This is a genomic window from Microbacterium wangchenii (assembly GCF_004564355.1).
GTDB classification, from domain to species: domain Bacteria; phylum Actinomycetota; class Actinomycetes; order Actinomycetales; family Microbacteriaceae; genus Microbacterium; species Microbacterium wangchenii.
The window spans coordinates 48,378-74,756 of the sequence record NZ_CP038266.1; the positions used below are offsets into that span (position 1 = coordinate 48,378).

The 26,379-nt window shown below is 71.0% G+C and carries 25 protein-coding genes; 11 read left to right on the forward strand and 14 right to left on the reverse strand.

All coding sequences use genetic code 11. From position 1 onward, the window contains the following. From E4K62_RS00255 to argG, 3 genes are all read right to left on the reverse strand, one after another. The gene (locus E4K62_RS00255; RefSeq protein ID WP_135062453.1) at nt 1-1,854 is read right to left on the reverse strand and encodes a YhgE/Pip family protein; all 1,854 of its coding nucleotides are present in this window, start codon (nt 1,852-1,854) and stop codon (nt 1-3) included. Beyond that, nucleotides 1,851-2,639 carry a P-loop NTPase family protein gene (locus E4K62_RS00260; protein ID WP_135062455.1) on the reverse strand — a complete coding sequence of 263 codons (789 nt, stop codon included), beginning with the start codon at nt 2,637-2,639 and terminating at the stop codon, nt 1,851-1,853. The genes E4K62_RS00255 and E4K62_RS00260 overlap by 4 nt, the downstream gene beginning before the upstream one ends. Before the next feature lie 116 nt (nt 2,640-2,755). Further along, on the reverse strand, nt 2,756-4,198 hold the full coding sequence (gene argG, locus E4K62_RS00265; RefSeq protein ID WP_135062457.1) for an argininosuccinate synthase: 1,443 nt from the start codon (nt 4,196-4,198) through the stop codon (nt 2,756-2,758). A 276-nt stretch (nt 4,199-4,474) separates the two neighbouring features. Here argG and E4K62_RS00270 point away from each other — a divergent pair, with 276 nt between their 5' ends. The 6 genes from E4K62_RS00270 (at nt 4,475) to E4K62_RS00295 (ending at nt 11,763) form a co-directional block, all read left to right on the forward strand. Next, a complete protein-coding gene (locus E4K62_RS00270) occupies nt 4,475-5,446 on the forward strand; it encodes an ABC transporter substrate-binding protein (protein WP_135062458.1) in 972 nt (323 codons plus the stop codon). 76 nt (nt 5,447-5,522) lie between these two features. Next, nucleotides 5,523-7,115 (forward strand): sugar ABC transporter ATP-binding protein, encoded by a 1,593-nt coding sequence (locus E4K62_RS00275; RefSeq protein WP_135062460.1) that lies wholly within the window; start codon nt 5,523-5,525, stop codon nt 7,113-7,115. Then, the gene (locus E4K62_RS00280; RefSeq protein ID WP_135062462.1) at nt 7,112-8,161 is read left to right on the forward strand and encodes an ABC transporter permease; all 1,050 of its coding nucleotides are present in this window, start codon (nt 7,112-7,114) and stop codon (nt 8,159-8,161) included. Before E4K62_RS00275 ends, E4K62_RS00280 begins: the two co-directional genes overlap by 4 nt. Beyond that, nucleotides 8,158-9,189, forward strand: a complete 1,032-nt coding sequence (locus E4K62_RS00285; protein ID WP_205805846.1) for an ABC transporter permease subunit — start codon at nt 8,158-8,160, stop codon at nt 9,187-9,189. Before E4K62_RS00280 ends, E4K62_RS00285 begins: the two co-directional genes overlap by 4 nt. A gap of 37 nt (nt 9,190-9,226) precedes the next feature. Next, on the forward strand, nt 9,227-10,753 hold the full coding sequence (locus E4K62_RS00290; RefSeq protein WP_135062464.1) for a sugar ABC transporter ATP-binding protein: 1,527 nt from the start codon (nt 9,227-9,229) through the stop codon (nt 10,751-10,753). Further along, entirely contained in the window at nt 10,750-11,763 is a 1,014-nt protein-coding gene (locus E4K62_RS00295) for a LacI family DNA-binding transcriptional regulator (protein WP_135062466.1), read from the forward strand. The genes E4K62_RS00290 and E4K62_RS00295 overlap by 4 nt, the downstream gene beginning before the upstream one ends. Nucleotides 11,764-11,781: 18 nt before the next feature. On the opposite strand, the gene E4K62_RS00300 is transcribed toward E4K62_RS00295, so the two are convergent. Then, complete coding sequence (locus E4K62_RS00300; protein ID WP_135062468.1) at nt 11,782-12,456, reverse strand: peptidylprolyl isomerase; 675 nt, start codon at nt 12,454-12,456, stop codon at nt 11,782-11,784. 4 nt (nt 12,457-12,460) lie between these two features. Then, entirely contained in the window at nt 12,461-13,213 is a 753-nt protein-coding gene (locus E4K62_RS00305; protein ID WP_240742760.1) for a Pr6Pr family membrane protein, read from the reverse strand. A gap of 90 nt (nt 13,214-13,303) precedes the next feature. Between E4K62_RS00305 and E4K62_RS00310 the strand changes: the two genes are divergently transcribed. After that, nucleotides 13,304-14,590, forward strand: a complete 1,287-nt coding sequence (locus E4K62_RS00310; RefSeq protein WP_135062470.1) for an adenylosuccinate synthase — start codon at nt 13,304-13,306, stop codon at nt 14,588-14,590. Further along, complete coding sequence (locus E4K62_RS00315) at nt 14,590-15,774, forward strand: lactonase family protein (RefSeq protein ID WP_135062472.1); 1,185 nt, start codon at nt 14,590-14,592, stop codon at nt 15,772-15,774. The genes E4K62_RS00310 and E4K62_RS00315 overlap by 1 nt, the downstream gene beginning before the upstream one ends. 11 nt (nt 15,775-15,785) lie before the next feature. On the opposite strand, the gene E4K62_RS00320 is transcribed toward E4K62_RS00315, so the two are convergent. Continuing rightward, nucleotides 15,786-16,925 (reverse strand): AI-2E family transporter, encoded by a 1,140-nt coding sequence (locus E4K62_RS00320; RefSeq protein WP_135062474.1) that lies wholly within the window; start codon nt 16,923-16,925, stop codon nt 15,786-15,788. Between the two features lie 88 nt (nt 16,926-17,013). On the opposite strand from E4K62_RS00320, the gene E4K62_RS00325 reads away from it, so the two are divergent. After that, the gene (locus E4K62_RS00325) at nt 17,014-17,322 is read left to right on the forward strand and encodes a chorismate mutase (protein ID WP_135062476.1); all 309 of its coding nucleotides are present in this window, start codon (nt 17,014-17,016) and stop codon (nt 17,320-17,322) included. An 84-nt stretch (nt 17,323-17,406) separates the two neighbouring features. On the opposite strand, the gene E4K62_RS00330 is transcribed toward E4K62_RS00325, so the two are convergent. From E4K62_RS00330 to E4K62_RS00340, 3 genes are read right to left on the reverse strand one after another with little or no spacing between them, the layout of a single operon-like run. Beyond that, on the reverse strand, nt 17,407-18,105 hold the full coding sequence (locus E4K62_RS00330) for a hypothetical protein (RefSeq protein ID WP_135062478.1): 699 nt from the start codon (nt 18,103-18,105) through the stop codon (nt 17,407-17,409). After that, nucleotides 18,102-19,019: an ABC transporter ATP-binding protein gene (locus E4K62_RS00335; protein ID WP_135062480.1), complete on the reverse strand. Its 918-nt coding sequence runs from the start codon at nt 19,017-19,019 to the stop codon at nt 18,102-18,104. The genes E4K62_RS00330 and E4K62_RS00335 overlap by 4 nt, the downstream gene beginning before the upstream one ends. Next, nucleotides 19,016-19,417, reverse strand: coding sequence for a GntR family transcriptional regulator (locus E4K62_RS00340; RefSeq protein WP_135062482.1), 402 nt, complete (start codon nt 19,415-19,417; stop codon nt 19,016-19,018). The genes E4K62_RS00335 and E4K62_RS00340 overlap by 4 nt, the downstream gene beginning before the upstream one ends. A 239-nt stretch (nt 19,418-19,656) precedes the next feature. Between E4K62_RS00340 and E4K62_RS00345 the strand changes: the two genes are divergently transcribed. Together E4K62_RS00345 and E4K62_RS00350 are read left to right on the forward strand one after the other, a co-directional pair. After that, nucleotides 19,657-20,457, forward strand: coding sequence for a hypothetical protein (locus E4K62_RS00345; RefSeq protein ID WP_135062484.1), 801 nt, complete (start codon nt 19,657-19,659; stop codon nt 20,455-20,457). Nucleotides 20,458-20,488: 31 nt separating this feature from the next. Next, entirely contained in the window at nt 20,489-21,286 is a 798-nt protein-coding gene (locus tag E4K62_RS00350; protein WP_135062486.1) for a hypothetical protein, read from the forward strand. Nucleotides 21,287-21,390: 104 nt separating this feature from the next. Here E4K62_RS00350 and E4K62_RS00355 read toward each other — a convergent pair whose 3' ends face one another. From E4K62_RS00355 to E4K62_RS00370, 5 genes are all read right to left on the reverse strand, one after another. Beyond that, a complete protein-coding gene (locus E4K62_RS00355) occupies nt 21,391-22,362 on the reverse strand; it encodes a hypothetical protein (protein ID WP_135062488.1) in 972 nt (323 codons plus the stop codon). A 43-nt stretch (nt 22,363-22,405) separates the two neighbouring features. Next, nucleotides 22,406-23,239, reverse strand: coding sequence for a hypothetical protein (locus tag E4K62_RS00360; protein WP_135062490.1), 834 nt, complete (start codon nt 23,237-23,239; stop codon nt 22,406-22,408). Between the two features lie 74 nt (nt 23,240-23,313). Then, nucleotides 23,314-23,448 (reverse strand): hypothetical protein, encoded by a 135-nt coding sequence (locus E4K62_RS18930; protein WP_276321925.1) that lies wholly within the window; start codon nt 23,446-23,448, stop codon nt 23,314-23,316. Nucleotides 23,449-23,457: 9 nt separating this feature from the next. Next, nucleotides 23,458-25,860: a phosphoribosylformylglycinamidine synthase subunit PurL gene (gene purL, locus E4K62_RS00365; protein ID WP_135062492.1), complete on the reverse strand. Its 2,403-nt coding sequence runs from the start codon at nt 25,858-25,860 to the stop codon at nt 23,458-23,460. A 90-nt stretch (nt 25,861-25,950) separates the two neighbouring features. Then, nucleotides 25,951-26,355, reverse strand: a complete 405-nt coding sequence (locus tag E4K62_RS00370) for a hypothetical protein (protein WP_135062494.1) — start codon at nt 26,353-26,355, stop codon at nt 25,951-25,953. Between the last annotated feature and the right edge of the window lie 24 nt (nt 26,356-26,379).

Consider the following 26,379-nt stretch of genomic DNA (forward strand, 5'->3'; position numbering starts at 1 on the left):
TCAGCCGAAGATGCTCGGCTGCAGGTCCGCGAGCGTGCGCCGTCGCGTGATGCGCGCTACGCCCACCGCCGACAGCACGAGCCCGGCGATGAGCCAGATCGCCAGGACGCCGAGGTCGAGCCACACCCGCGAGAGGCTGCCGCCGTACATCAGCTGCCGCATCCCGTCCACGACGTAGGACATGGGCAGGACGTGGTGCGCGGCGGCGAGCGGCCCTGGCAGCGTCTGCCACGGGAACGTGCCGCCGGCCGAGACCAGTTGCACCACCATCAGAACCAGTCCGAGGAACTCGCCCACCTCCCCGAACCACACGTTCAGCGCCAGCACGATCGCGGCGTATGTCGCGGTGGCGGCGACCAGCAGGCCGAGCGTGGGCAGCGGGTTGGCGAAGGAGAACCGCAGCGCGAAGGCGAGCACGGTGAACAGCCCCAGCATCTGCACCGCGCCGAACATCGCCGGGGTCAGCCATCCTGCCAGCGTCACCCGCACGGGGGCGCGCAGTGCCGTGACCGCGCGGCGCGAGATCGGCTTGACGATCAGGAACAGCGAGTAGATGCCGATCCAGCCCGCCAGCGCCGCGAAGAACGGCGCGAGGCCCGCGCCGTAGTTCTGCGCCTGGGCCAGGTCGCTCGTGGACACCGACACCGGGTCGGACAGCGTCGCGGCCTGCGCCACCCGGGTGTCCTCGTCGCTTTCGGGGATCTGGCCGGCACCCTCGGCCAGGCCGGTCTGCAGTTCGGTGGCACCGGCCAGCAGCTCGGCGGTACCGGGCCCGAGCCGGGCTGCGCCGTCGTTGAGCTCCGCGGCTCCGGCGGCCGCCGACGCCGTCCCCTCGGCCAGTCGCGCGCTCCCCTCGGCCAGCTGAGCGGCTCCGGCGGCGACCTCCTGCGCGCCGGCGTTGAGCTCGTCGATCCGGCCGACCGCGCCCTGGACACGGCTGTTGGCCGCGTCGAGCAGTTCGCCGACGGGGTCGAGGGCGGTGAGGATCCGCGCCGTCTCGGCGGGGTCCACTCCCGCGGCCGTCAGCGCCTGTGCGATGTCGTTGCGGGCGGTGGGCAGCTGCGCGACGGCCCCCGCGGATACCGCGCCGAGCTCGTCCGCGATCCGGTCGAGTTCGGCCGTACCGCCCGCCACGCGCCCGGCGCCGGCGCTCAGCTCACCCGCCCCGCCGCTCAGCTGCGCGGCACCATTCCGCAGCTCCGCCGTGCCGGCGGCCAGGCTCGCGGCGCCGGCGGCGAGCTGCTCGGCGCCCGAGCGCGCGGTGCCCAGCCCGTCCACCAGCTCCTGGGCTCCGGTGGCCGCATCCGAGATCTTGACGCGGATGGTCTGCAGGTCGGCCAGGAGCGTCAGGCCCGCCTCATCGATGACTTTGGTCACGATGTCCGCCTGAATGCGCTCCACCGCCTGCGACCCGATCGTGGAGGCGAGGTAGTTGTTGGCGTCGTCGGTGCGCAGCTGGATCTCGGCCTTCTTCGGCTCGGAGGAGGAGATGGAGGCGATCGCTGCGGAGAAGTCGGCGGGGATCACGATGACGAAGTCGAAGCGCCCGGACGCGAGACCGCGTTCCGCCTCCGCCGACCCGACGCGGCGCCAGTCGAAGGTGTTGCTCGCCAGCAGCTCCTGAGCGACCTCGTCGCCGTAGCTGCGCTCCGCGCCGTTGACGCTCGCGCCGGTGTCGTCGACGACGATCGCGGCGGGGATCTCGGCGAGCTTCCCGTACGGGTCCTGATTGGCCCACAGGTACAGCCCGCCGTACAGGATGGGCACGAACAGCAGCGCGATGAGCGCGAGGAACAGCATCGGCGTGGACACGAGGCGACGCAGCTCGGCATGGATGATCTGAGGGATCTTCATGATGATCCGTCCGTCGTGTCGGGTTCGGCACCAGGATCGGCGGCGCGCCCGCCCCGCGGGCGGCGACGGTGGCGCAGCGGGCGGGTGTCGGCCTCGGCGGGAGGAGCGACGGGATCGGCCGCTCGGTCGGCCGCGTGACCGCCCGCCTCACCCGCTTCGGAATCGGCCGCATGAATGGCCTCGTGAGGGGGGTCGCCGGCGTCGCCGAGGACCAGATGCGCGGGCACCCCGGCGATGGCCAGCACCGCGTAGTCGCGCGCGGCGAAGTCCTCGACGATGCGCCACCACGCGCGCGGATCGCCGCCGTGCCGATCCGGCGAGACCAGCACGAGCCCCTCCACGTCGGGTCGCAGGGCGGCGCACTCGAGCACGATGCGGATCCGTGCCGCCGGCTCGATGTCGCCCACGGGGGTGGAGGCGAGGTCGCCGAACCCCTGCTCGTCCAGCCAGTGCCGGGCCCGGAACGGCGTCGGCGGGCGCCCGGCGAACATGAGCTCCTCGGCGACCATGCCCGCCACCGACACGTTGGGCTCGGGCTCGGAGATCTCGGGCGCGTCCACGAGGGCCACCCGCCGGCGCAGCATCCGTGCATCCGGCGCGCCGTCGATCAGGACCGTGCCGGCGCCCGGCCGCATCCGTCCGGACGCCAGGAGGCCCAGCACCGTCGGCCGCTGTTCGGTCTCGGCGATCACACGCGTGGCCCGCGCGGACTCGTACGTCAGGGACGTCTCGGGCAGGGCGCGCCCGTTGCGCCCCTGGCTGACCCCGCGCAGTTCGATCCTCATGAGGCCTCCGCCCGGTCAGGGGCAGAGTACCTGCGCGTCGCGGCCGTGTCTCGGGCCCTTCGGCCCGGTGCGGTGGTGCAGCGATCGTGGCCGGCGCGGACGCGCCGGCGGAGGCGTCAGTCGGTCCCGGAGTCGAACGCGGCGGCCTCGCCGGCCGCGTCGGTGGCCTCGGCGAGGGCCTCGCGGGCCGCGTCCAGGGGGGTGGCCGGCTCGATGATCTCGTCGGCCTCGCCGGCCGTGACGCTGCCGACCAGCTCGGCGGTCGGACCGCCGATGAGCCCCATCCCCGCGTACTGCTCCAGGCGCGTGCGCGAGTCGGCGATGTCGAGGTTGCGCATCGTGAGCTGGCCGATGCGGTCGGTGGGTCCGAACGCGGCGTCGCCGACGCGCTCCATCGACAGCTTGTCGGGGCCGTACGACATGACGGGGGCCGTGGTGTCCAGCACCGTGTAGTCCTCCCCGCGGCGCAGGCGCAGGGCGACCTCGCCCGTGATCGTGGATCCGACCCACTTCTGGATGGATTCGCGCAGCATGAGCGACTGCGGGTCGAGCCAGCGTCCCTCGTACATCAGGCGCCCCAGGCGCCGCCCCTGCTCGTGATAGGTGGCGAGGGAGTCCTCGTTGAGGATCGCGTTGACGAGGCGCTCGTAGGCGATGAACAGCAGCGCCATGCCGGGCGCCTCGTAGATGCCGCGCGACTTCGCCTCGATGATGCGGTTCTCGATCTGGTCGCTCATGCCCAGGCCGTGACGCCCGCCGATGCGGTTCGCCTCGAACACCAGGTCGACCGGGTCGGCGTACTCCACGCCGTTCAGCGCGACGGGGCGCCCGCGGTCGAAGGTGACCGTCACGTCCTCGGTGGCGATCTCGACGGCGGGATCCCAGAAGCGCACCCCCATGATCGGCTCGACGGTCTCGAGCGACACGTCCAGGTGCTCCAGGGTCTTGGCCTCGTGGGTGGCGCCCCAGATGTTGGCGTCGGTGGAGTACGCCTTCTCCACGCTGTCGCGGTAGGGGAAGCCGTGCTCGACGAGCCACTGGCTCATCTCGGTGCGTCCGCCGAGCTCGGTGACGAAGTCGGCGTCCAGCCACGGCTTGTAGATGCGCAGAGCCGGGTTGGCCAGCAGGCCGTAGCGGTAGAACCGCTCGATGTCGTTGCCCTTGTAGGTGGATCCGTCGCCCCAGATGTCGACGCCGTCCTCCTTCATGGCGCGCACGAGCAGGGTTCCGGTCACCGCGCGGCCCAGCGGCGTGGTGTTGAAGTAGGTGCGCCCGCCGGAGCGGATGTGGAACGCGCCACAGGCGAGGGCGACGAAGCCCTCCTCGACGAGCGCCGACTTGCAGTCCACCAGGCGCGAGACCTCGGCGCCGTACTGCAGCGCACGGCCGGGGATGGCGGCGATGTCGTCCTCGTCGGGCTGACCGAGGTCGCCGGTGTAGGTGCAGGGCACGGCGCCCTTGTCGCGCATCCAGGCCACCGCGACGGAGGTGTCGAGCCCTCCCGAGAAGGCGATGCCGACGCGCTCGCCGACGGGGAGGGACTGGAGAACCTTGGACATGAGCCCAATTCTAGTTTCCGCCCTGTTCCGCCACGAACCGCGCCCGATGTCCTCCGCCTGCCGGGGGACGAGCACCGCTGTGATGGTTCACATCCCGGGCGGATGTGGACGAGCGGGGTCAACCCGCAAGGCCCTCAGCCAGGGGTCGTTACTCGATTGTTACCGCTCACATGCTGGCGCAGAGCGAAATGTGAAGGCTAACATTCGAGCCAGCAGACACCATGGCGGCGTCCGCGCCCCGGCTGCGAGCCGGACCCGAACGAGGAGGTTTTGGGAATGAAGAAGAAGATCCTGGCGGCAGCAGCCCTGCTCAGTGCGGTCCTCTTGACCGCGACCGGATGCGCGGGCAACGCGGGCGGAGGCGACGGCGGGGGCGACGTCATCACGGTCGGCTTCGCACAGACCGGCTCGGAGTCGGGCTGGCGGGCCGCGAACACCGAATCGATGAAGGAGGCCTTCTCGTCCGAGAACGGCTTCGATCTGAAGTTCAACGCGGCCGACAACAAGCAGGAGGCGCAGATCGCAGCCGTCCGCAACTTCATCAACCAGGGCGTGGACGCGATCGTGATCGCCCCCATCACGGTCGATGGCTGGGACGACGTGCTCACCGAGGCCAAGGACGCCGGGATCCCGGTCATCCTGGAGGACCGTACGGTCAGCGCGAGCGAGGATCTGTACGCGTCGTGGGTCGGCCTGGACTTCGAGCAGGAGGGGAAGACCGCCGGCGAATGGGTGAAGGAGAACTTCGACGGCAAGGGCGCGAACCTGGTCGTCCTGGAGGGCACCACCGGATCGTCGGCGGCGCTGGATCGGGCCACCGGCTTCAACGCGGCGATCGAGGGCACCGACATCACCGTGATGGACTCGCAGACCGGTGACTTCACCCGCGACGGCGGCAAGAAGGTCATGGAGGGCTACCTGCAGAAGTACGGTTCGGACATCGACGTGCTGTTCGCGCACAACGACGACATGGGCCTGGGTGCGCTCGACGCGATCAAGGCCGCGGGCCTCGTCCCCGGCACGGACATCCAGATCGTCACGATCGACGCCGTCAAGGACGGGATGACCGCACTGGCCAACGGCGAGTTCAACTTCATCGTGGAGTGCAACCCGCTCCTCGGCGAGCAGGCCGCCGAGCTGGTCAAGAAGGTGCTCGCCGGCGAGGAGGTCGAGAAGGCGACCATCGTCGAGGACCAGTCCTTCACGCAGGAGCAGGCGAAAGAGGTCCTGGACTCGCGTCCCTACTGAGTCCGTCGCATCCGACACCCGGCCGCCGGGACCGGGAATCCCGGTGCCCGGCGGTCCGCCTCGGAAGGAGGCCCGCATGACCGACGACACCGTCGTCCGCCCCCGGAAGCACCGGGACATCTCCGCCGCACCCGTCGCCGAGCTGCGCGGCATCACCGTCGAGTTCCCCGGGGTGAAGGCACTGGACGGGGTGGACCTCACGCTTCGCGCCGGTGAGGTGCACACCCTCATGGGCGAGAACGGCGCCGGCAAGTCCACCCTCATCAAGGCACTCACGGGGGTGTATCCGGTCGCCGCCGGCACGATCACGATCGGTGGTGCGGCACGCGTGTTCCGCACCACGGCAGACGCCGAGGCGGCGGGGATCTCCACCGTCTACCAGGAGGTCAACCTCTGCACCAACCTCTCCGTGGGCGAGAACGTCATGCTCGGCCACGAGGTGCGCCGCGCGGGGGCGATCGATTGGCGGGCGACCCACCGGGAGGCAGCGCGCCACCTCGCCAACCTCGGCCTGGGCATCGACACCCGCTCGACGCTGGGGACGCACTCGATCGCCGTCCAGCAGCTGGTCGCGATCAGCCGGGCGATGGTGTCGGATGCGTCGGTGCTCGTGCTCGACGAACCCACCTCGAGCCTGGACCGCAGCGAAGTCGAGCAGCTCTTCGCCGTCGTGCGCGACCTTCGCGACCGCGGGGTCGCGATCCTGTTCGTCACGCACTTCCTCGACCAGGTCTACGAGATCTCCGATCGGCTCACTGTGCTGCGCAATGGGCGCTTCGTGGGGGAGTACCTGATCGATGAGCTCCCCCGCGGTGAGCTCATCGCGAAGATGATCGGCCGCGAGCTCGATGAGCTCGAGGCGCTCTCCCGCACGGCGGAGCGGGAGATCGACCGCTCGGCGGTGCCGGTGCTCTCCGCGGTGGGGGTGGGCCGCAAGAGCGTCCTCGAGCCCGTCGACGTCGAGGTCTTCGACGGCGAAGTGGTCGGGATCGCGGGTCTGCTGGGCTCGGGACGCACCGAGCTGGCGCGGCTGCTGTACGGTGCCGACCGCGCGGACACCGGCCGGCACATCGTCCGCGGCCTGCCCGCACGCATCACGACGCCGCGGCATGCGATCGACCGGCGCATCGCGTTCTCGTCGGAGGATCGGCGGGCCGAGGGCATCATCTCCGATCTCACCGTCGCCGAGAACGTCATCCTGGGCATCCAGGCCAAGCGCGGCGCACTGCGCAGGATGGGCAGGGCCGAGCAGGACGCGATCGTCTCCGAGTACATCGCGGCGCTGGGAGTGCGCCCGGCCGATCCGCACGCGCTCGTGCGCAACCTCTCCGGCGGGAACCAGCAGAAGGTGCTGCTCGCGCGGTGGCTGGCCACCGCCCCCCAGCTGATCATCCTGGACGAGCCCACGCGCGGTATCGACGTGGGCGCCAAGGCCGACATCCAGAAGAAGGTCGCCGAGCTGTCGGCCGAGGGACTGGCCGTCGTGTTCATCTCCTCCGAGCTGGAGGAGGTCATCCGGATCGCGCAGCGCATCGTCGTGATGCGCGACCGTCGTAAGATCGGCGAACTGGACGCCACGGAGGTCGACGTCGACGATCTCGTCGCCGTCATCGCCGACGAATCCCGCGAGACGGAGCCGTCTCGCCAGAGCCCGGAGACAGCGGCATGACATCGACTCTGACGGGTGTGTTCCGACACCGCCTGGTATGGCCGGTGGCGGCCCTGGCCGTCCTGATCGTGGTGAACACTATCGCGCGGCCGTCCTTCATCGGCATCACGGTGCAGAACGGGCAGCTCTACGGTCCGCTCATCGACATCCTGCGCAACAGCGCGCCGCTCATGCTGGTGGCGCTGGGGATGACGCTCGTCATCGCCACGCGCGGGATCGACCTCTCGGTCGGCGCGATCATGGCGGTGTCGGGGGCGGTCGCCTTGACCTTCATCTCCTCCGCGCCCAACCCGGGATCCCCGGCGACGGTGCTCACCGCGATCGCCCTGGGCGTGCTCGTCTCCCTCGTGCTCGGGCTGTGGAACGGCTTCCTCGTGTCGGTGGTCGGCGTCCAGCCGATCATCGCCACGCTCGTCCTCATGCTCGCCGGCCGAGGCGTGGCGCTGCTGATCACCGGCGGCTTCATCACGACGATCAACAGCGACCCGTACCGGTTCATGGCGCAGGGCTACCTGTTCGGGCTGCCCTTCGCGTTCTACGTCTCGGTGCTCGCCATCGCCGTCGTCGCGCTGCTGGAACGGCGGACCGCGCTGGGGGTGCTCACCGAGGCGGTGGGCATCAACCCCGAGGCCAGCCGTCTCGCGGGCGTGCGGTCGCGCGGAATCATCTGGGGCGCGTACGCCGCCAGCGGCGTCCTGGCGGGGCTGGCCGGCATCCTGTACTCCTCGAACATCATGGCCGCCGACGCCAACGCCGCCGGTCTGTACATCGAGCTGGACGCCATCCTCGCCGTCGTGCTGGGCGGCACGAGCCTCATGGGCGGCAAGTTCACGATCGCCGGCACCGTTGTCGGGGTCTTCACCATCCAGACGCTGAAGTCGACGATCACCTTCCTCGGCGTCCCGCCCGCGATCAGTCCGCTGTTCCTCGCGATCGTCGTGATCATCGTGGTGCTCGTGCAGTCGCCCCGCACCCGCGGTGGCCTCGCCCGGCTGGCGGCATCGGCCCGCCGCGCGCCCGCGACCAAGATGGGAGCCGCCTCGTGACCACCCTGACCGCATCCGGCACCGAGCGCCGCGGAGCCGTCACCACCGCCGTGCAGCGGTTCCGCAGCCGGCACGCCTCGTGGGTCCCCGTCTTCGGTGCCCTCGTGATCCTCATCGCGATGATGGGAGGCGCGCAGGCGTACTTCGGCACGTTCGTCACCCCCCGCGTCCTGTCCGCGCTCCTGCTGGACAACGCCTACCTGCTGATCCTGGCGGTGGGGATGACCTTCGTCATCCTCACGGGCGGAATCGACCTGTCGGTGGGCGCCGTGATGGCCTTCACCGGGATGCTGGGGGCGAGCCTGCTGAGCCAGGGGCTGCCCACCGCCGTGGTCGTCCCCGTCATGCTCCTGCTGGGGGCGGGGATGGGGCTGGCCGTGGGCGTGATGGTGCAGTACTTCGGTGTGCAGCCGTTCATCGCCTCGCTCGCCGCGATGTTCGCCGCGCGGGGGCTGGCGTTCATGGTGAGCCTGTCCTCGATCAAGGTGGAGGACCCTGCGATCCTGTGGCTGCAGTCCGCGCGCATTCAGGGGGCGCCGGGGAGCTTCTATCTCACGCCCACCGGGATCCTCGCGCTGCTGGTGGTGCTCGTCGGCATCCTCGTCCTGCAGTTCACGCGCTTCGGCCGCACGATCTACGCCATCGGCGGCAATGAGCAGTCCGCGCGCCTCATGGGTCTCCCGGTCGTGCGCACGAAGCTGCTCGCCTACGTCATCAGCGGTGTGTGCGCCGGTCTGGCGGGCGTCGTCTTCACCGCGTACACCGGGGCGTCTTACCCCCTGAACGGCATCGGCACCGAACTGGACACGATCGCCGCGGTCGTGATCGGCGGGACGCTGCTGACCGGGGGAAGCGGTTACGTGCTGGGGTCGATGATCGGCGTCTTCGTGTACGGCACGATCAAGACCGTCATCTCCTTCCTCGGCGCGGAGCAGGCCTGGACGCGCATCACGATCGGCGGCCTGCTCCTGATCTTCGTCGTCGTGCAGCGCGTCATCGTGGCGCGATCGGCGACCCAGCGTTCGTGAACGGGATGCCGCGCCCCGCACCGGCATGATGGAGCCTATGGATTCGCGCCCGACGACGGTCGCGCCGGTGGTCGAGGTCACCGGCGCGACCGTCCGGTTCGGTGCGGAGACGGTGCTGGATGCGGTGGACTTCCGCCTCTTCCCCGGCGAGGTGCACTCGCTCATGGGGGAGAACGGCGCCGGCAAGTCCACGCTCATCAAGGCCATCACGGGCGCGCTGCGGCTGGACGAGGGGGTCGTGCGCGTCGGGGGAGAGCCCGTGCGCCTGCGCAAGCCGGCGGACGCGCTCGCCGCCGGCATCAGCGCGGTCTACCAGGAGATCGATCTCCTGCCGAATCTCACCGTGGCGGAGAACATCCTCCTCGGCCGCGAACCGCGCCGCTTCGGTGCGATCGACTGGCGCCGGCTGAACACGCGGGCAGCGGAGGTGCTCGCCGAGCTCGGGCTCGACATCGACCCGCGCAGCACCCTCGTGCGCCACTCGCTCGCCGTGCAGCAGCTCGTCGCCATCGCGCGGGCGATCTCGGTCGACGTGCGCGTGCTGATCCTCGACGAGCCCACGTCGAGCCTCGACCTCGACGAGGTGGCGGAGCTGTTCCGCGTCATGCGCGAACTGCAGCAGCGAGGGGTCGCGATCCTGTTCGTGTCGCACTTCCTCGACCAGGTGTACGAGATCTGCGACCGCATCACGGTGCTGCGGGGAGGGCGGCTCATCGGCGAGTACGTCCCGGACGAGCTTCTGCGCATCGATCTGGTGGAGAAGATGCTCGGTCGCACGAGCGAGGAGCTTCAGGTGCGCCAGGCGGTCGAGCCGGCCCCGGCGGACGCGGCGGCGTACGTCAGCGGTACCGGCATCACGGTCGGGACGGCGGTCACCGACGCCTCCCTGGCGATGGCGGAGGGCGAGGTGCTGGGCCTGGCGGGGCTGCTCGGGTCGGGGCGCACCGAACTGGCGCGCGTGCTCACCGGCATCGACCGGCCGGATGCCGGCAGCATCCGCGTCGCGGGCGTGCCGACCGTGCTCGGCTCGCCGCGGCAGGCCATCGGGCTCGGCATCGTGTACTCCTCCGAGAACCGGCGCACCGAGGGGATCATCGGCGACCTCAGCGTGGAGGACAACATCACCCTCGCCCTCCAGGCCGAGCGCGGCGTGTTCCAGCTGCTGGGGCGCCCACGGCGGCGCGAACTCGCGGCCAGCTGGATCGAGGCGCTGGACATCCGTCCCGCCGATCCCGATCGCCCCGCCCGCACGCTCTCCGGCGGCAATCAGCAGAAGGTGCTGCTGGCGCGCCTCCTCGCCCTGTCGCCGCGGGCGCTCGTCCTGGACGAGCCGACGCGGGGCATCGACGTGGGCGCGAAGATCGAGATCCAGCGTCTCGTGGCCGACCTCGCCGACAACGGCCTGTCGGTGCTGTTCATCTCCGCCGAGCTGGAGGAGGTCCTGCGCGTGTCCTCCCGGGTCGCGGTGCTGCGCGCGGGCCGGGTCGCCGACATCCTGCCCGCCGAGGCGCTCACCGTGGATTCGCTGCTCGCGCGCGTGGCGCGCCCCGAGGACACCCCGTGAGCGATGAGCGCGGCGCGAAATCCGCCAACATCTTCGACGTCGCGCGGCTGGCGGGCGTATCGCACCAGACCGTGTCCCGTGTGCTCAACGACCTTCCCAACGTCCGCCCCGCGACACGTGCGCGCGTGGAGCAGGCCATCACCCAGCTGCGATACAGCCCTTCGCCGGCGGCGCGGGCGCTCGTCACGCGGCGCACCCGCACGATCGGGCTGGTCACCCCGGGAAGCGCCGACTTCGGGCCGACGTCGATCGCGATGCACTTCACCGTCGCGGCCCGTGCCGAACGGTACTCCGTCGACACGGTCACCTCACCCGATCCCGATCCGGCCAGCGTGCGCTCGGCGGTCGAGACCCTCCTGCGTCAGCGCGTGGACGCGATCGTGCTCGTCGTGACGGACGTCGGGGTTCTCGAGGTGGTGCGCGGTCTCGACCTCAGCGTTCCTCTGGTCGCCGCCGCCGCGACGCAGCGCCGGCATCCGCACCTGGTCTCCATCGACCAGTACCGCGGCGCCCGGTCGGCGGTGCGGCATCTCGCCGAGCTCGGGCACAGCCGCATCCTGCACGTCGCCGGCCCGCCGCGGAACCCCGATGCCCTGGAACGCGTCCGCGGATGGCGCGACGAGCTGGCCGCGCGGCGCCTCGTGGCCGAGGAGCCGCGCAACGGGGACTGGTCGGCCGCGAGCGGCTACGAGCTGGGGCGGGAGCTCGACCTCGGATCGGGCACGGCCGTGTTCGTGGGGAACGACCACATGGCGATCGGCCTGCTGTCGGCGCTGCGGGGCCGCGGACTGAGTGTGCCCGAGGACATCAGCGTCGTCGGGTTCGACGACGTGCCCGAGGCGCCCTACCTCATGCCGCCGTTGACGACGGTGCGCCAGGACTTCCGCGCTCTGGGGGAGCTCATGATGCAGAAGGTGCTGCTGGCGGTCGAGGAGCCCGAGAGCCTGACCGAGGACACCCCCATCGCGACCCACCTCATCGTGCGGGAATCCGCCCGCGCGCTGGGGTGACCGCCGCGTCGGGAGCGGTCAGCCGACGGTGACGCCGGTGATGGTCACGGGTGTGGCCGGCGCGCCGTCGGGCTGGCCGCCCTCGGCTCCGGCGGCGGCGATGGTGCGCACGACCTCGAGACCCTCGGGGGCGAGCTGCCCGAAGACGGTGTAGGAGGGCGGGAGCTCGCTGTCCTCGTACACGAGGAAGAACTGGGATCCGTTGGTGTCGGGCCCGGCGTTGGCCATCGCGACCGTTCCCGCCGGATAGGTCTCCGTGCCGTCCAGCTCGTCGGGATAGCTGTAACCGGGGCCGCCGCGGCCGGTGCCGCTGGGATCGCCGCACTGCAGCACGAAGATCCCGGATGTGGTGAGGCGGTGGCAGGGGGTGTCGGTGAAGTACGACTGCTCGGCCAGCGAGACGAAGCTGCCCACGGTGCACGGCACCCCCTCGGCGTCGAGGGTCATCGGGATCGCCCCGGCGGAGGTCTCCACCACCGCCGTCAGTTCACCGGTGACCGTCGGCTCGGCCGGCGGAGGGGTCACCTCGCGCGCGGCCCCGCCGCCCGCGACGTAGCCGCAGCCGTCTGCGGCGGCCGGTGAGGACGCCGGCGGAGTCGTGGGGGAGGAGGACGCGTCGCCGGAGCCGGCGCATCCCGACAGGACGAGCAGACTCGAGGCGGCCAGGGCGAGGGTGAGGATCCGGATGCGCACGTCCTCAGCGTATGGGCCCCTCGCCCTCGACCGAAACGGGCGGCCGCGACCGGGCGGTGCCCGCCGGGGGCCGGAGGCGGAGCCGCAGCACCGCGACCACGCCGAAGGCCACCACGATGATCCCGGCGGCGATCGCGACGAGATAGCCGACCACCCCGCCCCATCCGTCGGTGCCGGCGTACGGGTCCAGGAACGGATACGGGTACCAGTACGGCGCACCGGAGGACGGCGCCGTGACCAGCGGAGCGCGCACGAGCGTGTACGCGATCCACGCGATGGGGAACAGCACGGCCGCCACCGCGACCCGCCAGCGCACGCGGCGGTGCCCGGTGCCGAAGATGAGGTCCACCATCAAGTACAGCGGCGCCCACACGTGCATGACCTCGTTCGCCCATCCGACCGTGTCGGGCCCGATCGACACGGCCCGCAGCAGCAGGTTGTAGACGACGCACGTGATGAGCATGTACGTCGTCACCCACACCAGGCACGCCGCCAGCGCCGGCGGGTCGACCGCATCCCGCCGCCGCCGCGGCACCCGCGACAGCCCCGCCCAGGCGAGCACGATCGCGGTGGCGGCGTTGGAGAGGATCGTGAAGTAGCTGAAGAAGTTCGCGGTGGTCGTCGCGAGGTGGTACCCGGCGGCAGCGCCGGCGCTGACCGTGGAGATGCCCTGCGCGGTCACGGCGGCGGTCACGACCGCGCCGGCGACGAGACGGGCGATCATCCACGCCGTGTGCGCACGGGGTGGCGGCTGCATGCGCTCACCCTAACCCGCGGCACGGCGGCGGCCGGGGGGCGGGCCTCGATAGGATGAGATGTACCGCCCGAATCCACGCGAGGAGCGTCCATGCCCGCAATCGTGATCGTCGGAGTCCAGTGGGGGGACGAGGGCAAAGGCAAGGCCACCGATCTCCTCGGCGAACGCACCGACTGGGTCGTGAAGTTCAACGGCGGCAACAACGCCGGCCACACCGTCGTGATCGGCGATGAGAAGTATGCGCTGCACCTGCTGCCCTCCGGCATCCTCTCGCCCGGGGTCATCCCCGTCATCGGCAACGGCGTCGTGGTCGACCTGGAGGTGCTGTTCAACGAGCTCGAGGCGCTGAACGCGCGGGGCGTGGACACGTCCCGCCTGCGCGTGAGCGCCAACGCGCACGTCATCACGCAGTACCACCGCACGCTCGACAAGGTCACCGAGCGCTTCCTGGGCAAGCGGCAGATCGGCACGACCGGTCGCGGCATCGGACCGGCGTACGCCGACAAGATCAACCGCGTCGGCATCCGCATCCAGGACCTGTTCGACGAGAACATCCTGCGCCAGAAGGTGGAAGGCGCGCTGGATCAGAAGAACCACCTGCTGGTGAAGGTGTTCAACCGCCGCTCGATCTCGGTGGATGAGATCGTCGACGACCTGCTGTCGTACGCCGAGCGCCTCCGGCCCATGGTGTCGGACACCTCGCTGCTGCTCAACGACGCCCTCGACCGCGGCGACGTCGTGGTGTTCGAGGGCGGCCAGGCCACGATGCTCGACGTCGACCACGGCACCTACCCGTTCGTCACGTCGTCCTCGGCGACGGCCGGCGGCGCGGCCACCGGCGCCGGCGTGGGGCCCAACCGCCTGGATCGGATCGTGGGGATCGTGAAGGCGTACACGACGCGCGTGGGGTCGGGACCGTTCCCCACCGAACTGTTCGACGAGCAGGGGGAGTGGCTGCGCTCGCGCGGCTTCGAGTTCGGCACGACCACCGGACGCCCCCGCCGGGTCGGCTGGTACGACGCTCCCATCACCCGCTACGCCACCCGCATCAACGGCATCACCGACCTCGTGCTCACCAAGCTCGACATCCTCACGGGCCTGGACCGCATCCCCGTGTGCGTGGCCTACGAGATCGACGGCGAACGGTTCGACGAGATGCCGGTGAACCAGACCGACTTCCACCACGCGACGCCCATCTACGAATACTTCCCGGGGTGGAAGGACGACATCTCCGGTGCGCGCACGTTCGACGAGCTTCCGCGGGAAGCGCAGGACTACGTGCTCGCGCTGGAGGCGATGAGCGGCACGCGGATCTCCGTCATCGGGGTCGGCGCCGCGCGCGACGCGGTCATCGTGCGGCACGACCTCGTCGACTGATGCGGTTCTGGGTCGGCGGCTACGGCGAGGACCACAACGGCGCGCCCGCCGAGGGCATCGGGATGCTGGTGGCCGGTGAGCCCGACGGCGCCCTGGCCGGCGGGCCGCTCGCCTACACCGGCACCGCCGCGCCCGCCCCGTCGCCGTCGTGGGTGACGGCGCATCCGACCCTCGACGTCGTCTATGCCGCCCTCGAGGGGGAGGGCGCCGTGCAGGCCTTCCGCCGCGTGTCCGAAGACCGCCTGGCGCCGATGGGTGCACCCGTTCCCGCGGGAGTGGCGGCCTGCCATGTCGCCGTCGAGCCGAACGGCGCATTCCTCCTGGTCAGCTGCTGGGGTGATGGCCGCGTCGTGCGGGTGCCGCTGGGCGCCGACGGCGCGCTCGGCGACGCCCGCGTCGCGCCGGCGGCGGCCGACCCGTACGGGTCGGGGTCGCCGGCAGCGGATGCGGTGGACCCGGGCCTCGCCGCGGCGGCGCGGGCTCTGCGAGCGGCGGCCGGGGCCGAGTACGCCGACCTCGTGCCCGGGTACGGTTCCGACGCTGACGCCGAGCCGGCGGGGCCGGAACCGGAGCCCGGGGAATCGCCCCGCGTGTCCCGCGCGCACGAGGCGCTGTTCCTCCCCGGCGGCACCGTCGTCACCACCGACCTCGGCTTCGACCTCGTGCGGGTGTGGCACGCCGCGGGCGCGGGGCTGCGCCGTGGGGAGCAGATCGCTCTGCCCGAAGGCTGCGGTCCGCGCCACATGGTGTGGCACCCGAGCGGGCACCTGTATGTGCTGACCGAGTACACGCACGAGGTGTTCGTGCTCTCCCCCGACGCGGACGGCGCGTGGCACGTCCGCGGCGGCGCGCCGGCGGCGGTCGGCGCGCTCGAGGGCGACACGGGAGCCGAGCTCGCGGCATCCCGCGACGGGCAGTTCCTCTACGCCGGCATCCGCGGCAGCGACACGCTGGGCGTGCTGCGAGTGCGCGGCGGGGGAGAGGCCGTCGAACCGGTGGCGCTCGTCGAGGCGGGCGTGCGGCGTCCGCGGCACCACGTCGTCGTGCGCGACACGCTCCTCGTGGCCGGCCAGGCCTCGGACGAGGTCGTGTCGCTGTCGCTGGATCTGCGCACCGGGATCCCCGGCGGAGTGCGGTACCGCACTCCTGCTCCCGCGCCGACCTGTCTTCTGCCCACGCGCTGACACAGGGCGCGTCAGGTCTTGGCGTCCTGGCGCGGGATGATCACCTGCTTGACGATGAGCAGGATGGACGCGGTCACCGGGATGGCGACGAGCGCGCCGAGGAGCCCGAGCAGCGTGCCGCCCACGAGCGCTCCGATGACGACGAGGGCTCCCGGAACCGAGATCGCGCGGTTCATGACGCGTGGCGTCAGGATGTATGCCTCGATCTGCATGTAGATGAGGTAGACGATCGCGAAGACGAGAGCCGCGATCGGATTGCTGAACAGCGCAAGAACGGTGCCGATGATCCAGAAGAGCACCGACCCCACGAGCGGGATGAGGGTCAGGCAGAACGCGACGACCGCCATGAGCGCCGGGAAGGGCAGCCCGAGCAGGAGGTAGAGGAGGAAGGCGAAGACGGAGTTGCACAAGGCGAGGATCACCATTCCCATGAGGTACCCGCCGATGGAATCGGTGATCTGCTCGGTCATGTCCGCGACCCGGGTGCGATTGCGGGCGGGCACGAGACGCACGAACGAGGTCTTGATCGCCGGGAGGGAGGCCAGGAAGTACAGGCTCAGCACCAGGACGATGATCGCGCCGGAGATCGCCGTGGCGATCGACACGCCCACCTGCAGCACGCCCCCGCCGATGGCGGCGATGTTCGCGGGGTTCGTGGCGAACTTCTCCAGCTCACCGAGCAGATCGTTCACGCTCTCCCCGAACGTGCTCTCCAGCCACGCGTAGAGGTCGCTGTCCGTGAATTCCTTCACGAGAGCGGGCGCCTGCTTGGCGAACTGCGTGACCTGACGCACGACCGTCGGGATGATCAGAGCCAGCACGCCGACGAGCACGACCGCGAAACCCGCGAAGACGATGACGATCGACCACGCCCGTGCCAGACCGCGGCGCTCCAAGAAGCGCACCAGCGGATCCAGCCCCAGCGCGGCGAAGAGGGCGAAGACCACGTAGATCGCCACGGTGGACAGGTGGGAGGCGGCCAGTCCCAGGACCAGCGCCACCAACCCTCCGAGGGTGAGGAAGAAGCCGGCGGAGAACGGGCTGGCAAGGCTCGCCCACAGGCGGCCGGCATCGGGGCGGGCGGGCGGCGGGCCTGCCGCGGGGGGAAGCTCCGCAGGGGGCGGGGCCGCGGCATCCGTCGCGTCCGTCATGGCTCACACTCTAGGCCGCGACCCACCCCGCCCCCAGTGCCGCGGGCCGCGACGCCGGCACCCGGTATCGTCGGAGGCGGAGGACGCCATGACCGATTCCCCTGTGGCCGCCGTCGATCCGCGCGAGGTGCTCGCCGGGCTGCGGGGCAGCATCGACAACATCGACGCCGCGCTGATCTTCCTGCTCGCGGAGCGCTTCAAGGCGACCAAGCAGGTCGGGGTGCTCAAGGCGCAGTACGGCATGCCGCCATCGGACCCGGCGCGCGAGGAGCAGCAGATCGCGCGCCTCAAGCGGCTCGCGGCGGAGGCGGATCTGGATCCCGAGTTCGCCGAGAAGTGGTTCAACTTCGTCGTGGCCGAGGTCATCCGCCACCACACCGCCGCCGCATCCGGCTGACTCCCCACACACGACGATCCGGGTGAGACACGACGCGATGCGTGGTGTCTCACCCGGAACGGTCGGTCTCGGGGAGTGGAGGGGTCAGGCGACCAGGCGGCGGAACATCGGGAACGCGCTGACGGCGAGGATGGCGGTCAGAAGCGCCGCCCACAGCGTGAGCCCGAGCGGCCCTGCGCCCACGACCGTCTCCCACACCGCGACCCACGAGGCGGTGGCCGTGATGAGCCAGATGAGCCCCAGCAGCACGACGGCCACTCCGACCAGAGCGATCGTCAGACCCATCGGCCCGAAGCGCTTGTAGAGCGTCGCGCCCCAGAATCCGATGACGAAGAAGAGCATCGCGATGACGAAGTAGAACAGGCCGGCCACGACGTCCCCGGCCTCCCACAGCCAGTCCAGGCGGAAGAAGTATCCCCGCATGCCCCAGCCGCCCGTTACGGTCTCGATCATGCCGCCGATGACGAACACGAGCGCCATGATCAGCGACGTCATCGCGGCGGTCAGGAGGGTCCCGAGGTAGAACTCCCGGCGTGTCACGCTCATGGCGAGCGAGAACGGGAAGCTCAGGGTGAGCGCGTACACGCCGACGATCATGAAGTACCACAGCGGTGCCTGCGCGCCGCCGCCGTACATGCCGTCGGTCCCGCCCGTGGCGTTGTGGATGATCGCGTAGATGGCGAGGGTGATGAGGAATGCCGAGCCGAGGATGATCAGCGGCAGCCACACGAAGGTCTGGCGGTTCACCAGCTGCATGCGGATGACGGGCAGCGTGCGGTTCATTTCAGGACTCCTTCCCGGGTCGTGGATGCTGCCGCATCCGCGCCTGTGTGCTTCTGGGTGATGCGGACGATGAGCTGCTGCAGCGACACCGGCGTGACGTCGAGTCCGGCGGCGGCCAGCTGCGCGCGGTCCGCGGAGGTGAGCGCGCCGAGCACCGTGACGCTCGCCACGCGGCCCAGGCTTTCGCGGTGCAGCACTTCGCGCCCGGCGACGAAGGCATCCACAGCGGCCGCGTCGCCCACGATGTTCGCGGCACGATCGCGCACCGCATCCGTGCTCTCATCCATGACGATGCGTCCGCGGTCGATCACGAGCACCTTCTCGATGAGGTTGGAGACCTCGTCGATCAGGTGGCTGGAGAGGATCACGGTGCGGGGGTGCTCCGTGTAATCCTCGAGCAGCCGGTCGTAGAAGATCTGGCGCGCGACGGCGTCCAGGCCCAGGTACGGCTCATCGAAGAACGTCACCTCGGCCCGCGCGGCGAGGCCGATGATGACGCCCACGGCGGAGAGCTGCCCACGGGAGAGCTTCTTGATGCGCGTCTTCAGGGGCAGCTGGAAGTCGTCGATGAGACGTTCGGCGAGCTCCTGGTCCCAGTTCGGGAAGAACAGCCGCGCGATGCGGAACGCGTGCAGCGGCACCGCGTCGTCGGGGTACTTCTGGCTCTCCCGCACGAAGCACATGCGCGAGAGCACGCGGGCGTTCTCGTAGGGGCTCTCACCCAGGACCCGCACATCGCCGGAGGTGGCGAAGTTCTGCGCGGTGAGGATGGACATGACGGTGGTCTTGCCCGCGCCGTTGCGCCCGAGCAATCCGTAGATCTTGTCCTTCTCGATCGAGAAGCTCACGTCGTCGACGGCGAGGGTGTCGCGGTAACGCTTGGTGAGGTTCTTCACCTCGATCACGGCGGTCATGAGGCGGTCCTTTCAGTGGTGGTCTCGGTGGTGTCGGTGTCGTGCGCGGCCCGGTCGCGGATGAGCGCGGCGAGGTCTTCGGGGCCGAGCCCGAGCTTGCGGGCCTCGGCGATCAGCGGATCGACGAAGCGATCCGCGAACGACGTGCGGCGCTCGGTGAGAAGGAGTTCGCGCGCGCCCGGCGCGACGAACATCCCGATGCCGCGTCGCTTGTAGAGCACGCCCTTGTCGGCGAGCATGTTGACTCCTTTTGCAGCGGTGGCCGGATTGATGCGGTAAAAAGCGGCGAGCTCGTTCGTCGACGGCGCCTGGGTCTCCTCGAGGAGAGTGCCGTCGATGATCGCGTCCTCGACGTTCTCCGCGATCTGCAGGAAGAGGGCCTTGCCTTCATCGATCACACGCGCCTCCTTCTCTGGTTCATTACTTAAGTAACTAACCATGGCGCCTCCCTCTCCCCGTTGTCAAGCCCGCCCGCGAAACACGCGAAAACGTCTGAGACACCCGGCGTCGCTCGGTGTCTCAGCCGGGATGTGGTGTTTCGCGCGGGAGAGTGCGGGGCGGGGGCGCGGGGCGGCGCGTTTTAGGATGTGGGCAGCAGCCGGCCGACGGCGGGGGCGGCCGTGAGGGGGAGGATGCGATGGCGCACGCGACGGTGCAGGATCTCGTGGAAGAGCAGGCGGAGTGGGGCGTCGAGGAGTGGTGGCGGCTCGACCTGCGGCTGTTCGCCGACACACCGCGGGTTCAGCATGCGCTCGTCATGTTCGCGCCTCCGGCACCGCGCCGCCACGAGTACACGCGCTTCGAGCTTCGCTACGTCGTGCAGTCGATGGCCTACCTGTTCGGCCTCATCGCCCCGCTGATCGGTGCGGCGTTGATGGCGCGATGGGCGTCGACGGGGGCGTGGGACTCGGGGTTCCCCTTGGCGGCGGCGGGAATCCTGACGGCCGCGTCCCTGGCGGTGACCGCGTACAGCGAGGTGCAGGCACGCCGGTATCCGCGAGCGGCATCTCAGGCAGCCGTCCGGCAGCTCACGCTCATGCACATCGTTCCCGGCGCCGTCACGGTCATCGTCGCCCTCTGGCTCGGCGGCGGCCTCCTGAGCGACGGCGCGTGGATCTGGCTCGCCGTCATCGCGATCGACGTCGCCGTGCATATCGTGCAGCTGGTGCGCGGCCCCGTGCGCCCCGGCGGACCGCAGAATCTCGTCGACAATGTGCGCGTCAGCGTGGCGGAGCTGTCGGACGATGAGCGAGCACGCCTGCGGATCGAGCGCGGGCGGGCGATCAGCCGCCTGCGTGAGCGGGGCCTCATCGACGACGCCCTCGCCGCGCGCGCCGATGCCACGGATCTGGGTATGACGGCGCTCACGATCGCGCCGCCGCCTCTCCTCGAGCTCCCGGTGGACGGATCGCCGCGGGCCGCGGACGCGCCGCGCTGACGACGCGACATCGTTTGCTAGCGTGCCAACCGTGGACACTCTGGAATCCGCCTCCGCATGGGCGCGCGAGCACTCGCTCGCCGCCGACCTGCGCCTGGCGCGCGTCGAGATCATCGCCTTCCGGCGGCATCCCGAGATCTACCGCTACTTCGGCCCCGACGGCGCCCTCACGGCAGCGCGCGCGCTGACCGCGCGGCGCCCCATCGCCGTCCGGGCGGGAAACGGCATCATCGTCCTGCTCGCCGTGGTGGGTGTCATCGCCCCGGTGGCGGCGGTCTCGGCAATGGGGGGTGACCGCTTCAACTTCTTCCGCATGGATGCGGCGCAGTCGGTGCCGCTGGCCGGCGCGCTGTTCGCCGTCACCGCGCTGACCCAGCTCGTCATGCTCGTCATGTGGCTGCGCAAGGGTGCGCGGTTCGACGGCTTCACTCTCGGCATCGTGGTGGTGGCCCTCGTCTTCTCGGGCTTCGGACTCATCGGCATGGTGAACGCCGGCGCCCTCGACGGCTACGACGGGTGGGGCGCGTGGTACCCGGCGGTCATCGCCGCGTTCCTGATCTCGGCCGGATCCGCGATCGCGATGATCGCACGCCGGCGCCACCGCGCGCCCGAGGCCGTCGCGCAGGCGGCGCAGCCCACCGATGGACCGCAGGCCGTTCAGGCCGCGCTGCGTGAGCTGGACGACGCGGAGCTGGGCGCCATCCGCGCAGACCGGGATGCGGCGTTGGACGTCCTCGGGGAGCGGGGCATCCTCGACGCGCAGACGGTCACGCGGGCCCGAGCGGCCGACCTCGGCACGCTGTACCTGCTCGACCCGCCGCTGACCTGACGTCCGCGCGGCGTGCGCCCGCCGCATCCGCCCCGCGAAACACGCGAAAACGTCTGAGACACCAGGCGTCGCCCGGTGTCTCGGACGGAATGTGGTGTTTCGGGCTAGGGGGTGGGCTTGGGGCGGACGATGCGGCCCGGCGCGGGGGTGACGTCGGACGGCGCCGGCGGCGGGCCGGTCTTCGGCTCGCGCGCGGGCGGGCCCGGAGCCGGCGCGGGAGGGGGCGTCAACCGGGGATCTGCACCGGCCGAGGATGCGGCACCCCGGCCGCCCGAGGACCGGGCACCCCGGCCGCCCGAGGCGGCAGCGCCCTGGCCACCCGAGGATGCGGCACCCGGGCCGGCGGCATCCGGGCGGGGGGAGGATGCGCCGGCGGGCAACTCGAGCGCGACCTTCTGCTCGAGCACGTCGATGGCCTCGTCCGACAGCGACAGGAGGCCGTCGAGCTCCTCCCGTACGCGCCGGTAGGCGAGCTGACGCTCGGCGGGGGTGGCGGCCTGGTCGACCGCGACCGTGAGCAGCTGCTGAGCGGTGTCGAGGCGCTTGCGCTCCGCCTCCGTGAAGGAGGAGTCCTTGATGCGCCGCGCGTCGCGTTCGGCCACGTCGAAGGCCACCTCGTAGTCGGTGACGGCGTTACGGTATTCGGTCAGCTCCTGGTGCGTCAGCCGGGCCTTGGCCGAGGGCGGGCGCAGGCCGTCGGCGACGCGCTTGGCGCGCAGGTACGCGGCGGTCAGCGGCTGACGGCCGTCGCTCATCGCGGGGAAGGCGATGAGCTTCGCGACATCCAGCTCGTACTCCAGCCAGCGGGCGGTGACGGTGTCGTGCGCGGCGAACAGACGTTCCAGCTGAGCGGCCTGCGACTCCGGGGCCGCGTCGGCGGGGGTGGCGCCGGTGAGGGCCTGCGACCGCAGCCCGGACTGCGCGGCCTTCAGCTCGCTCTTGGCCTTGAGGATCTCCAGGCGCCGCTTGTGCCGCCGGCGGGCCGCCTTCTCCCACGCGCCGGCGACGCCGCCAGCCGCCCCGAGCAGCGGGAAGGCGAGCCACCAGTAACCGCCGACGAAGGCCCAGAAGTCCACGTCGCCATGCTAGTCGCGGGGTCGGCCGGGCACACCGGCCGGCTCATCCCTCCGGCGGGCGCCGGCGGTTCTTCCAGCCCGCCTCCGCGGCACGTGCGACCGCCTCGGCGGAACGGGCGATCGCGCGGCTGGTGGTGTCCATCACGTCGCGGGCCAGGTCGCTCCAGTGGTCGCCGGATGCGGGGGCATCGGGCACCTCGCCGCGGCCGCGCTGCGCGGCCCGCTCCGCGACGGCGAACGCGTACTCGGCGCGGTACACCGCGTCCCGATAGGCGGCGTAGTCGGCCGCCTGCATCTTGACGTCGGGGCCGGAGGGGCGCAGCCACTGCGCGGTGGACTGCGCGCGCAGGAATTCGGCGGTGAGCGGATCGTGCGGGTCGCTCATCGACGGGTAGTCGATGGCCTTCGCGGCATCCGTCTCGTACGCCAGCCAGCGCGACAGGAGCGCGTCGTGGCGGGCGATCAGGCGGCTCAGCGGCAGCGCCTCGATGCCGGCGCGCCGCGGCGGGACGGCGGCCCGCGCGGCACGGACATTCGCGCGTCGCGCACGCAGGTCGGCGCCGGCGGCGCGCACGTCGCGCTCGGCCTGCTGCAGGGCATGGCGGGCGGCGGCGACATCGGCGGAGGTGGCGCGACGGGCGAGGCGGTCGGCATCCGCGCGGGCGACGCCCGCTCGCGCGGCGAGCACGGCGGCGCGGGCGCGGGAGAGGTTGCCGGCGGCGACCCGCACGTCGTGCAGGGATGCCTCGACCTCGAGGTGGCGCGCACGCCCGGAGCCGCGCGCCATGCTCACGGCGCCCCAGCCGACGGCTCCGGCGCCCACCGTCGCGGGCGCGAGCCACCACAGATCGGCGAGCATCGCCCAGAGCGGATCCACGCCCTCATGCTAATCGCGCGGCCGCCTGCCGGGCAGCCGGTGTGCGCCGCTTCGACCATGGGAACCGCCAGAAGTCAGCCGGGCAGGAGCGAGATCACGGTCGCGCCGGCGCCCACCATGATGAGCGAGGCGATGACCACCCACGCCACGACGCGGATGCGGCGCTGCCTGGTCTGTCCGAGCGGGCCGTAGTCCTCCTGGTCGGTCATGAGGACAGTCTAGGCGGCCGGTTCCACGACGGTCGGGCCGAAGGCGGCGGGCAGGGTGCCGCCCGACAGCTCCCGCAGCTCGGACACGGGGATCGTGAAGACGTCCTGGACCTCCAGAGCCGCGCCGCTGCCGTCGCCGGGGACGTCGGTCACGCCGATGCGCAGCACCGGGTAGTCCCGGCCCGCGCACAGGCCGCGGAACTTCACGTCCTCCTCGCGCGGCACGCTCACGATCACGCGGCCCGTCGATTCGGAGAACAGCGCGGCCGATGCATCCACGCCGTCGCGCTCCATGATCTCCGTGAGCCACACGCGCGCGCCGACGCCGAAGCGCAGCACGCCCTCGGCGAGGGCCTGTCCGAGGCCGCCGGAGGAGATGTCGTGCGCGCTGGAGATGAGCGACTGGTCGTTCGCGGCACGCAGCAGTTCGGCGAGCCGGCGCTCCTGCGCCAGGTCGACCCGCGGGGGCCGCCCGCCGAGATGCCCGTGCACCGTGCCGGCCCACTGCGAGCCCGACAGCTCGGTCGAGGTGACGCCGAGGAGGTACAGGTTCTCGCCCGGATCCTGCCACCCGCTGGGGATGCGGCGGGCCACGTCGTCGATGATGCCGAGAACGCCCACCACCGGCGTGGGGTGGATCGGGGTGTCGCCGGTCTGGTTGTAGAACGAGACGTTGCCGCCGGTGACGGGGATGCCCAGTTCGAGGCATCCGTCGGCCAGGCCCGCGACGGCCTGCGAGAACTGCCACATGACTTCGGGGTTCTCGGGGCTCCCGAAGTTGAGGCAGTCGGTCACGGCGGCAGGCGCCGCGCCGGTGACGGCGACGTTGCGGTACGCCTCGGCGAGGGCGAGCTTCGCGCCCTCGTACGGGTCGAGCTGGCAGTACCGGCCGTTGCTGTCGGTCGCGATCGCGAACCCGAGTCCGGATTCCTCGTCGACGCGGATCATGCCCGCGTCATCGGGGAACGACAGCGCGGTGTTGCCGAGCACGTAGTAGTCGTACTGGTTGGTGATCCAGGACGTGTCGGCCAGGTTGGGGCTGGTCAGCAGCTGCAGGAACTGGCTGCGGAGGGTCTCGGGGTCGCTCTCGCGCGGGAGCGCGGCGGCGGAATCCTCGCGGAGCGCGTCGATCCAGGCCGGATAGGCGACCGGACGCTCGTAGACGGGGCCGTCGACGGCGACCGTGGACGGGTCGACGTTGACGATCTCGTGCCCGTGCCAGTCGATCACGAGGCGTCCGTCGCCGGTGACCTCACCCAGCACGCTGGTCTCGACATCCCACCTGGCGGTGACGGCGAGGAAGGCGTCGAGCTTGTCGGGCGCGACGATGGCCATCATCCGCTCCTGCGACTCCGACATGAGGATCTCCTCCGGCGTGAGGGAGGGGTCGCGCAGCAGCACGTGCGACAGTTCGACCTTCATGCCGCTGCCGCCGTTGGCGGCCAGCTCGCTCGTGGCGCACGAGATGCCGGCGGCGCCGAGGTCCTGGATCGCCTCGACGAGGCCGCCGGAGTACAGCTCGAGGCAGCACTCGATGAGCACCTTCTCGGCGAACGGGTCGCCCACCTGCACGGCCGGCCGCTTGGTCGGGCCGGTCGAGTCGAACGAGTCGGAGGCGAGGATGGATGCTCCGCCGATGCCGTCTCCGCCGGTGCGGGCGCCGAACAGCACGACCTTGTTGCCGACCCCCGACGCGTTGGCGAGCTTCAGGTCTTCGTGGCGGAGGACGCCCACCGCGAGGGCGTTGACGAGCGGGTTGCCCTGGTAGACCGAGTCGAACACGGTCTCGCCGCCGATGTTGGGCAGGCCCAGGCAGTTGCCGTAGAAGGAGATGCCGCTGGTCACCCCGTGCACGACGCGTGCCGTGTCGGGGTGGTCGATGGCTCCGAAGCGCAGCTGGTCCATGACGGCGACCGGGCGCGCGCCCATCGAGATGATGTCGCGGACGATGCCGCCGACGCCGGTGGCGGCACCCTGGAAGGGCTCGATGTAGCTGGGGTGGTTGTGCGACTCGACCTTGAAGGTGACGGCCCATCCTTCACCGATGTCGACGACGCCGGCGTTCTGGCCCATGCCGACCATGAGGCGGGTCTTCATCTCGTCGGAGACCTTGTCTCCGAACTGGCGGAGGTAGATCTTGCTCGACTTGTAGGAGCAGTGCTCGCTCCACATGACGGAGTACATCGCCAGTTCCCCGGAGGTGGGGCGGCGCCCGAGGATCTCACGGATCCGCGCGTACTCGTCGGGTTTGAGACCCAGCGCCGCGTACGGCTGCTCCTTCTCCGGCGTCGCGAGGGCGTGATCGACGGTATCGGCCTGCGCTGCCGCTCTCGCGGCGGCGGTATCAGCCTGAGCTGTCGGGGCGACGGGGGCGGATGCCGCGGCCGCGGCGTTGTCAGCGGGGGTGGTCACGCGGCTGTACTCCAGGAATTCGGCCGAACGGGCTTTCGGGGGTGCCGGACCCGCTCAGTCTAGTTCCGCCGCGGCATCCGATCGTCCCCGTCAGAAGAGGATCTGGAAGCCCGTGGGCACTCCGATGGTGAGGCTGACCAGGAGCGACACGATGCCGGCGATGAATCCCGCCGCGGCGAGCTCTCTCGCCCTGCGCGCGTTGAGGCTGATGAGGCCGCACACGAACGACACCGCAGCCAGGGCCCACACCGCGACCTGGGCGGCGCTGCTGAACTCGCCGAAGTAGACGCCGCCGAGGATGAGGATGCTGAAGTACCACAGCAGCACCGCGATCGCCGTGAAGATCGCGATCCAGGAGGCGACCCGAACGTCGCCCTTGGGTAGTGGCCTGCCCTGCGCGTCCACGGGTGAGGTGGGCGGGTCGGCCAGCGGGTCGGGCAGCCCCTCGTCGGCCACGGGAGCGCGCGCGTGCGTGGCATCGGGCGGGGGCGTCATACCGCGAGGCTACCCGGCGCACGT

Excerpts from the sequence above, each read along its gene's own strand:
- E4K62_RS00255 (WP_135062453.1), bottom strand. The coding sequence starts at position 1,854 with ATGAAGATCCCTCAGATCATCCATGCCGAGCTGCGTCGCCTCGTGTCC.
- E4K62_RS00260 (WP_135062455.1), bottom strand. The coding sequence starts at position 2,639 with ATGAGGATCGAACTGCGCGGGGTCAGCCAGGGGCGCAACGGGCGCGCC.
- argG (WP_135062457.1), bottom strand. The coding sequence starts at position 4,198 with ATGTCCAAGGTTCTCCAGTCCCTCCCCGTCGGCGAGCGCGTCGGCATC.
- E4K62_RS00270 (WP_135062458.1), top strand. The coding sequence starts at position 4,475 with ATGAAGAAGAAGATCCTGGCGGCAGCAGCCCTGCTCAGTGCGGTCCTC.
- E4K62_RS00275 (WP_135062460.1), top strand. The coding sequence starts at position 5,523 with ATGACCGACGACACCGTCGTCCGCCCCCGGAAGCACCGGGACATCTCC.
- E4K62_RS00280 (WP_135062462.1), top strand. The coding sequence starts at position 7,112 with ATGACATCGACTCTGACGGGTGTGTTCCGACACCGCCTGGTATGGCCG.
- E4K62_RS00290 (WP_135062464.1), top strand. The coding sequence starts at position 9,227 with ATGGATTCGCGCCCGACGACGGTCGCGCCGGTGGTCGAGGTCACCGGC.
- E4K62_RS00305 (WP_240742760.1), bottom strand. The coding sequence starts at position 13,213 with ATGCAGCCGCCACCCCGTGCGCACACGGCGTGGATGATCGCCCGTCTC.
- E4K62_RS00310 (WP_135062470.1), top strand. The coding sequence starts at position 13,304 with ATGCCCGCAATCGTGATCGTCGGAGTCCAGTGGGGGGACGAGGGCAAA.
- E4K62_RS00315 (WP_135062472.1), top strand. The coding sequence starts at position 14,590 with ATGCGGTTCTGGGTCGGCGGCTACGGCGAGGACCACAACGGCGCGCCC.
- E4K62_RS00320 (WP_135062474.1), bottom strand. The coding sequence starts at position 16,925 with ATGACGGACGCGACGGATGCCGCGGCCCCGCCCCCTGCGGAGCTTCCC.
- E4K62_RS00325 (WP_135062476.1), top strand. The coding sequence starts at position 17,014 with ATGACCGATTCCCCTGTGGCCGCCGTCGATCCGCGCGAGGTGCTCGCC.
- E4K62_RS00330 (WP_135062478.1), bottom strand. The coding sequence starts at position 18,105 with ATGAACCGCACGCTGCCCGTCATCCGCATGCAGCTGGTGAACCGCCAG.
- E4K62_RS00335 (WP_135062480.1), bottom strand. The coding sequence starts at position 19,019 with ATGACCGCCGTGATCGAGGTGAAGAACCTCACCAAGCGTTACCGCGAC.
- E4K62_RS00345 (WP_135062484.1), top strand. The coding sequence starts at position 19,657 with ATGGCGCACGCGACGGTGCAGGATCTCGTGGAAGAGCAGGCGGAGTGG.
- E4K62_RS18930 (WP_276321925.1), bottom strand. The coding sequence starts at position 23,448 with ATGACCGACCAGGAGGACTACGGCCCGCTCGGACAGACCAGGCAGCGC.
- E4K62_RS00370 (WP_135062494.1), bottom strand. The coding sequence starts at position 26,355 with ATGACGCCCCCGCCCGATGCCACGCACGCGCGCGCTCCCGTGGCCGAC.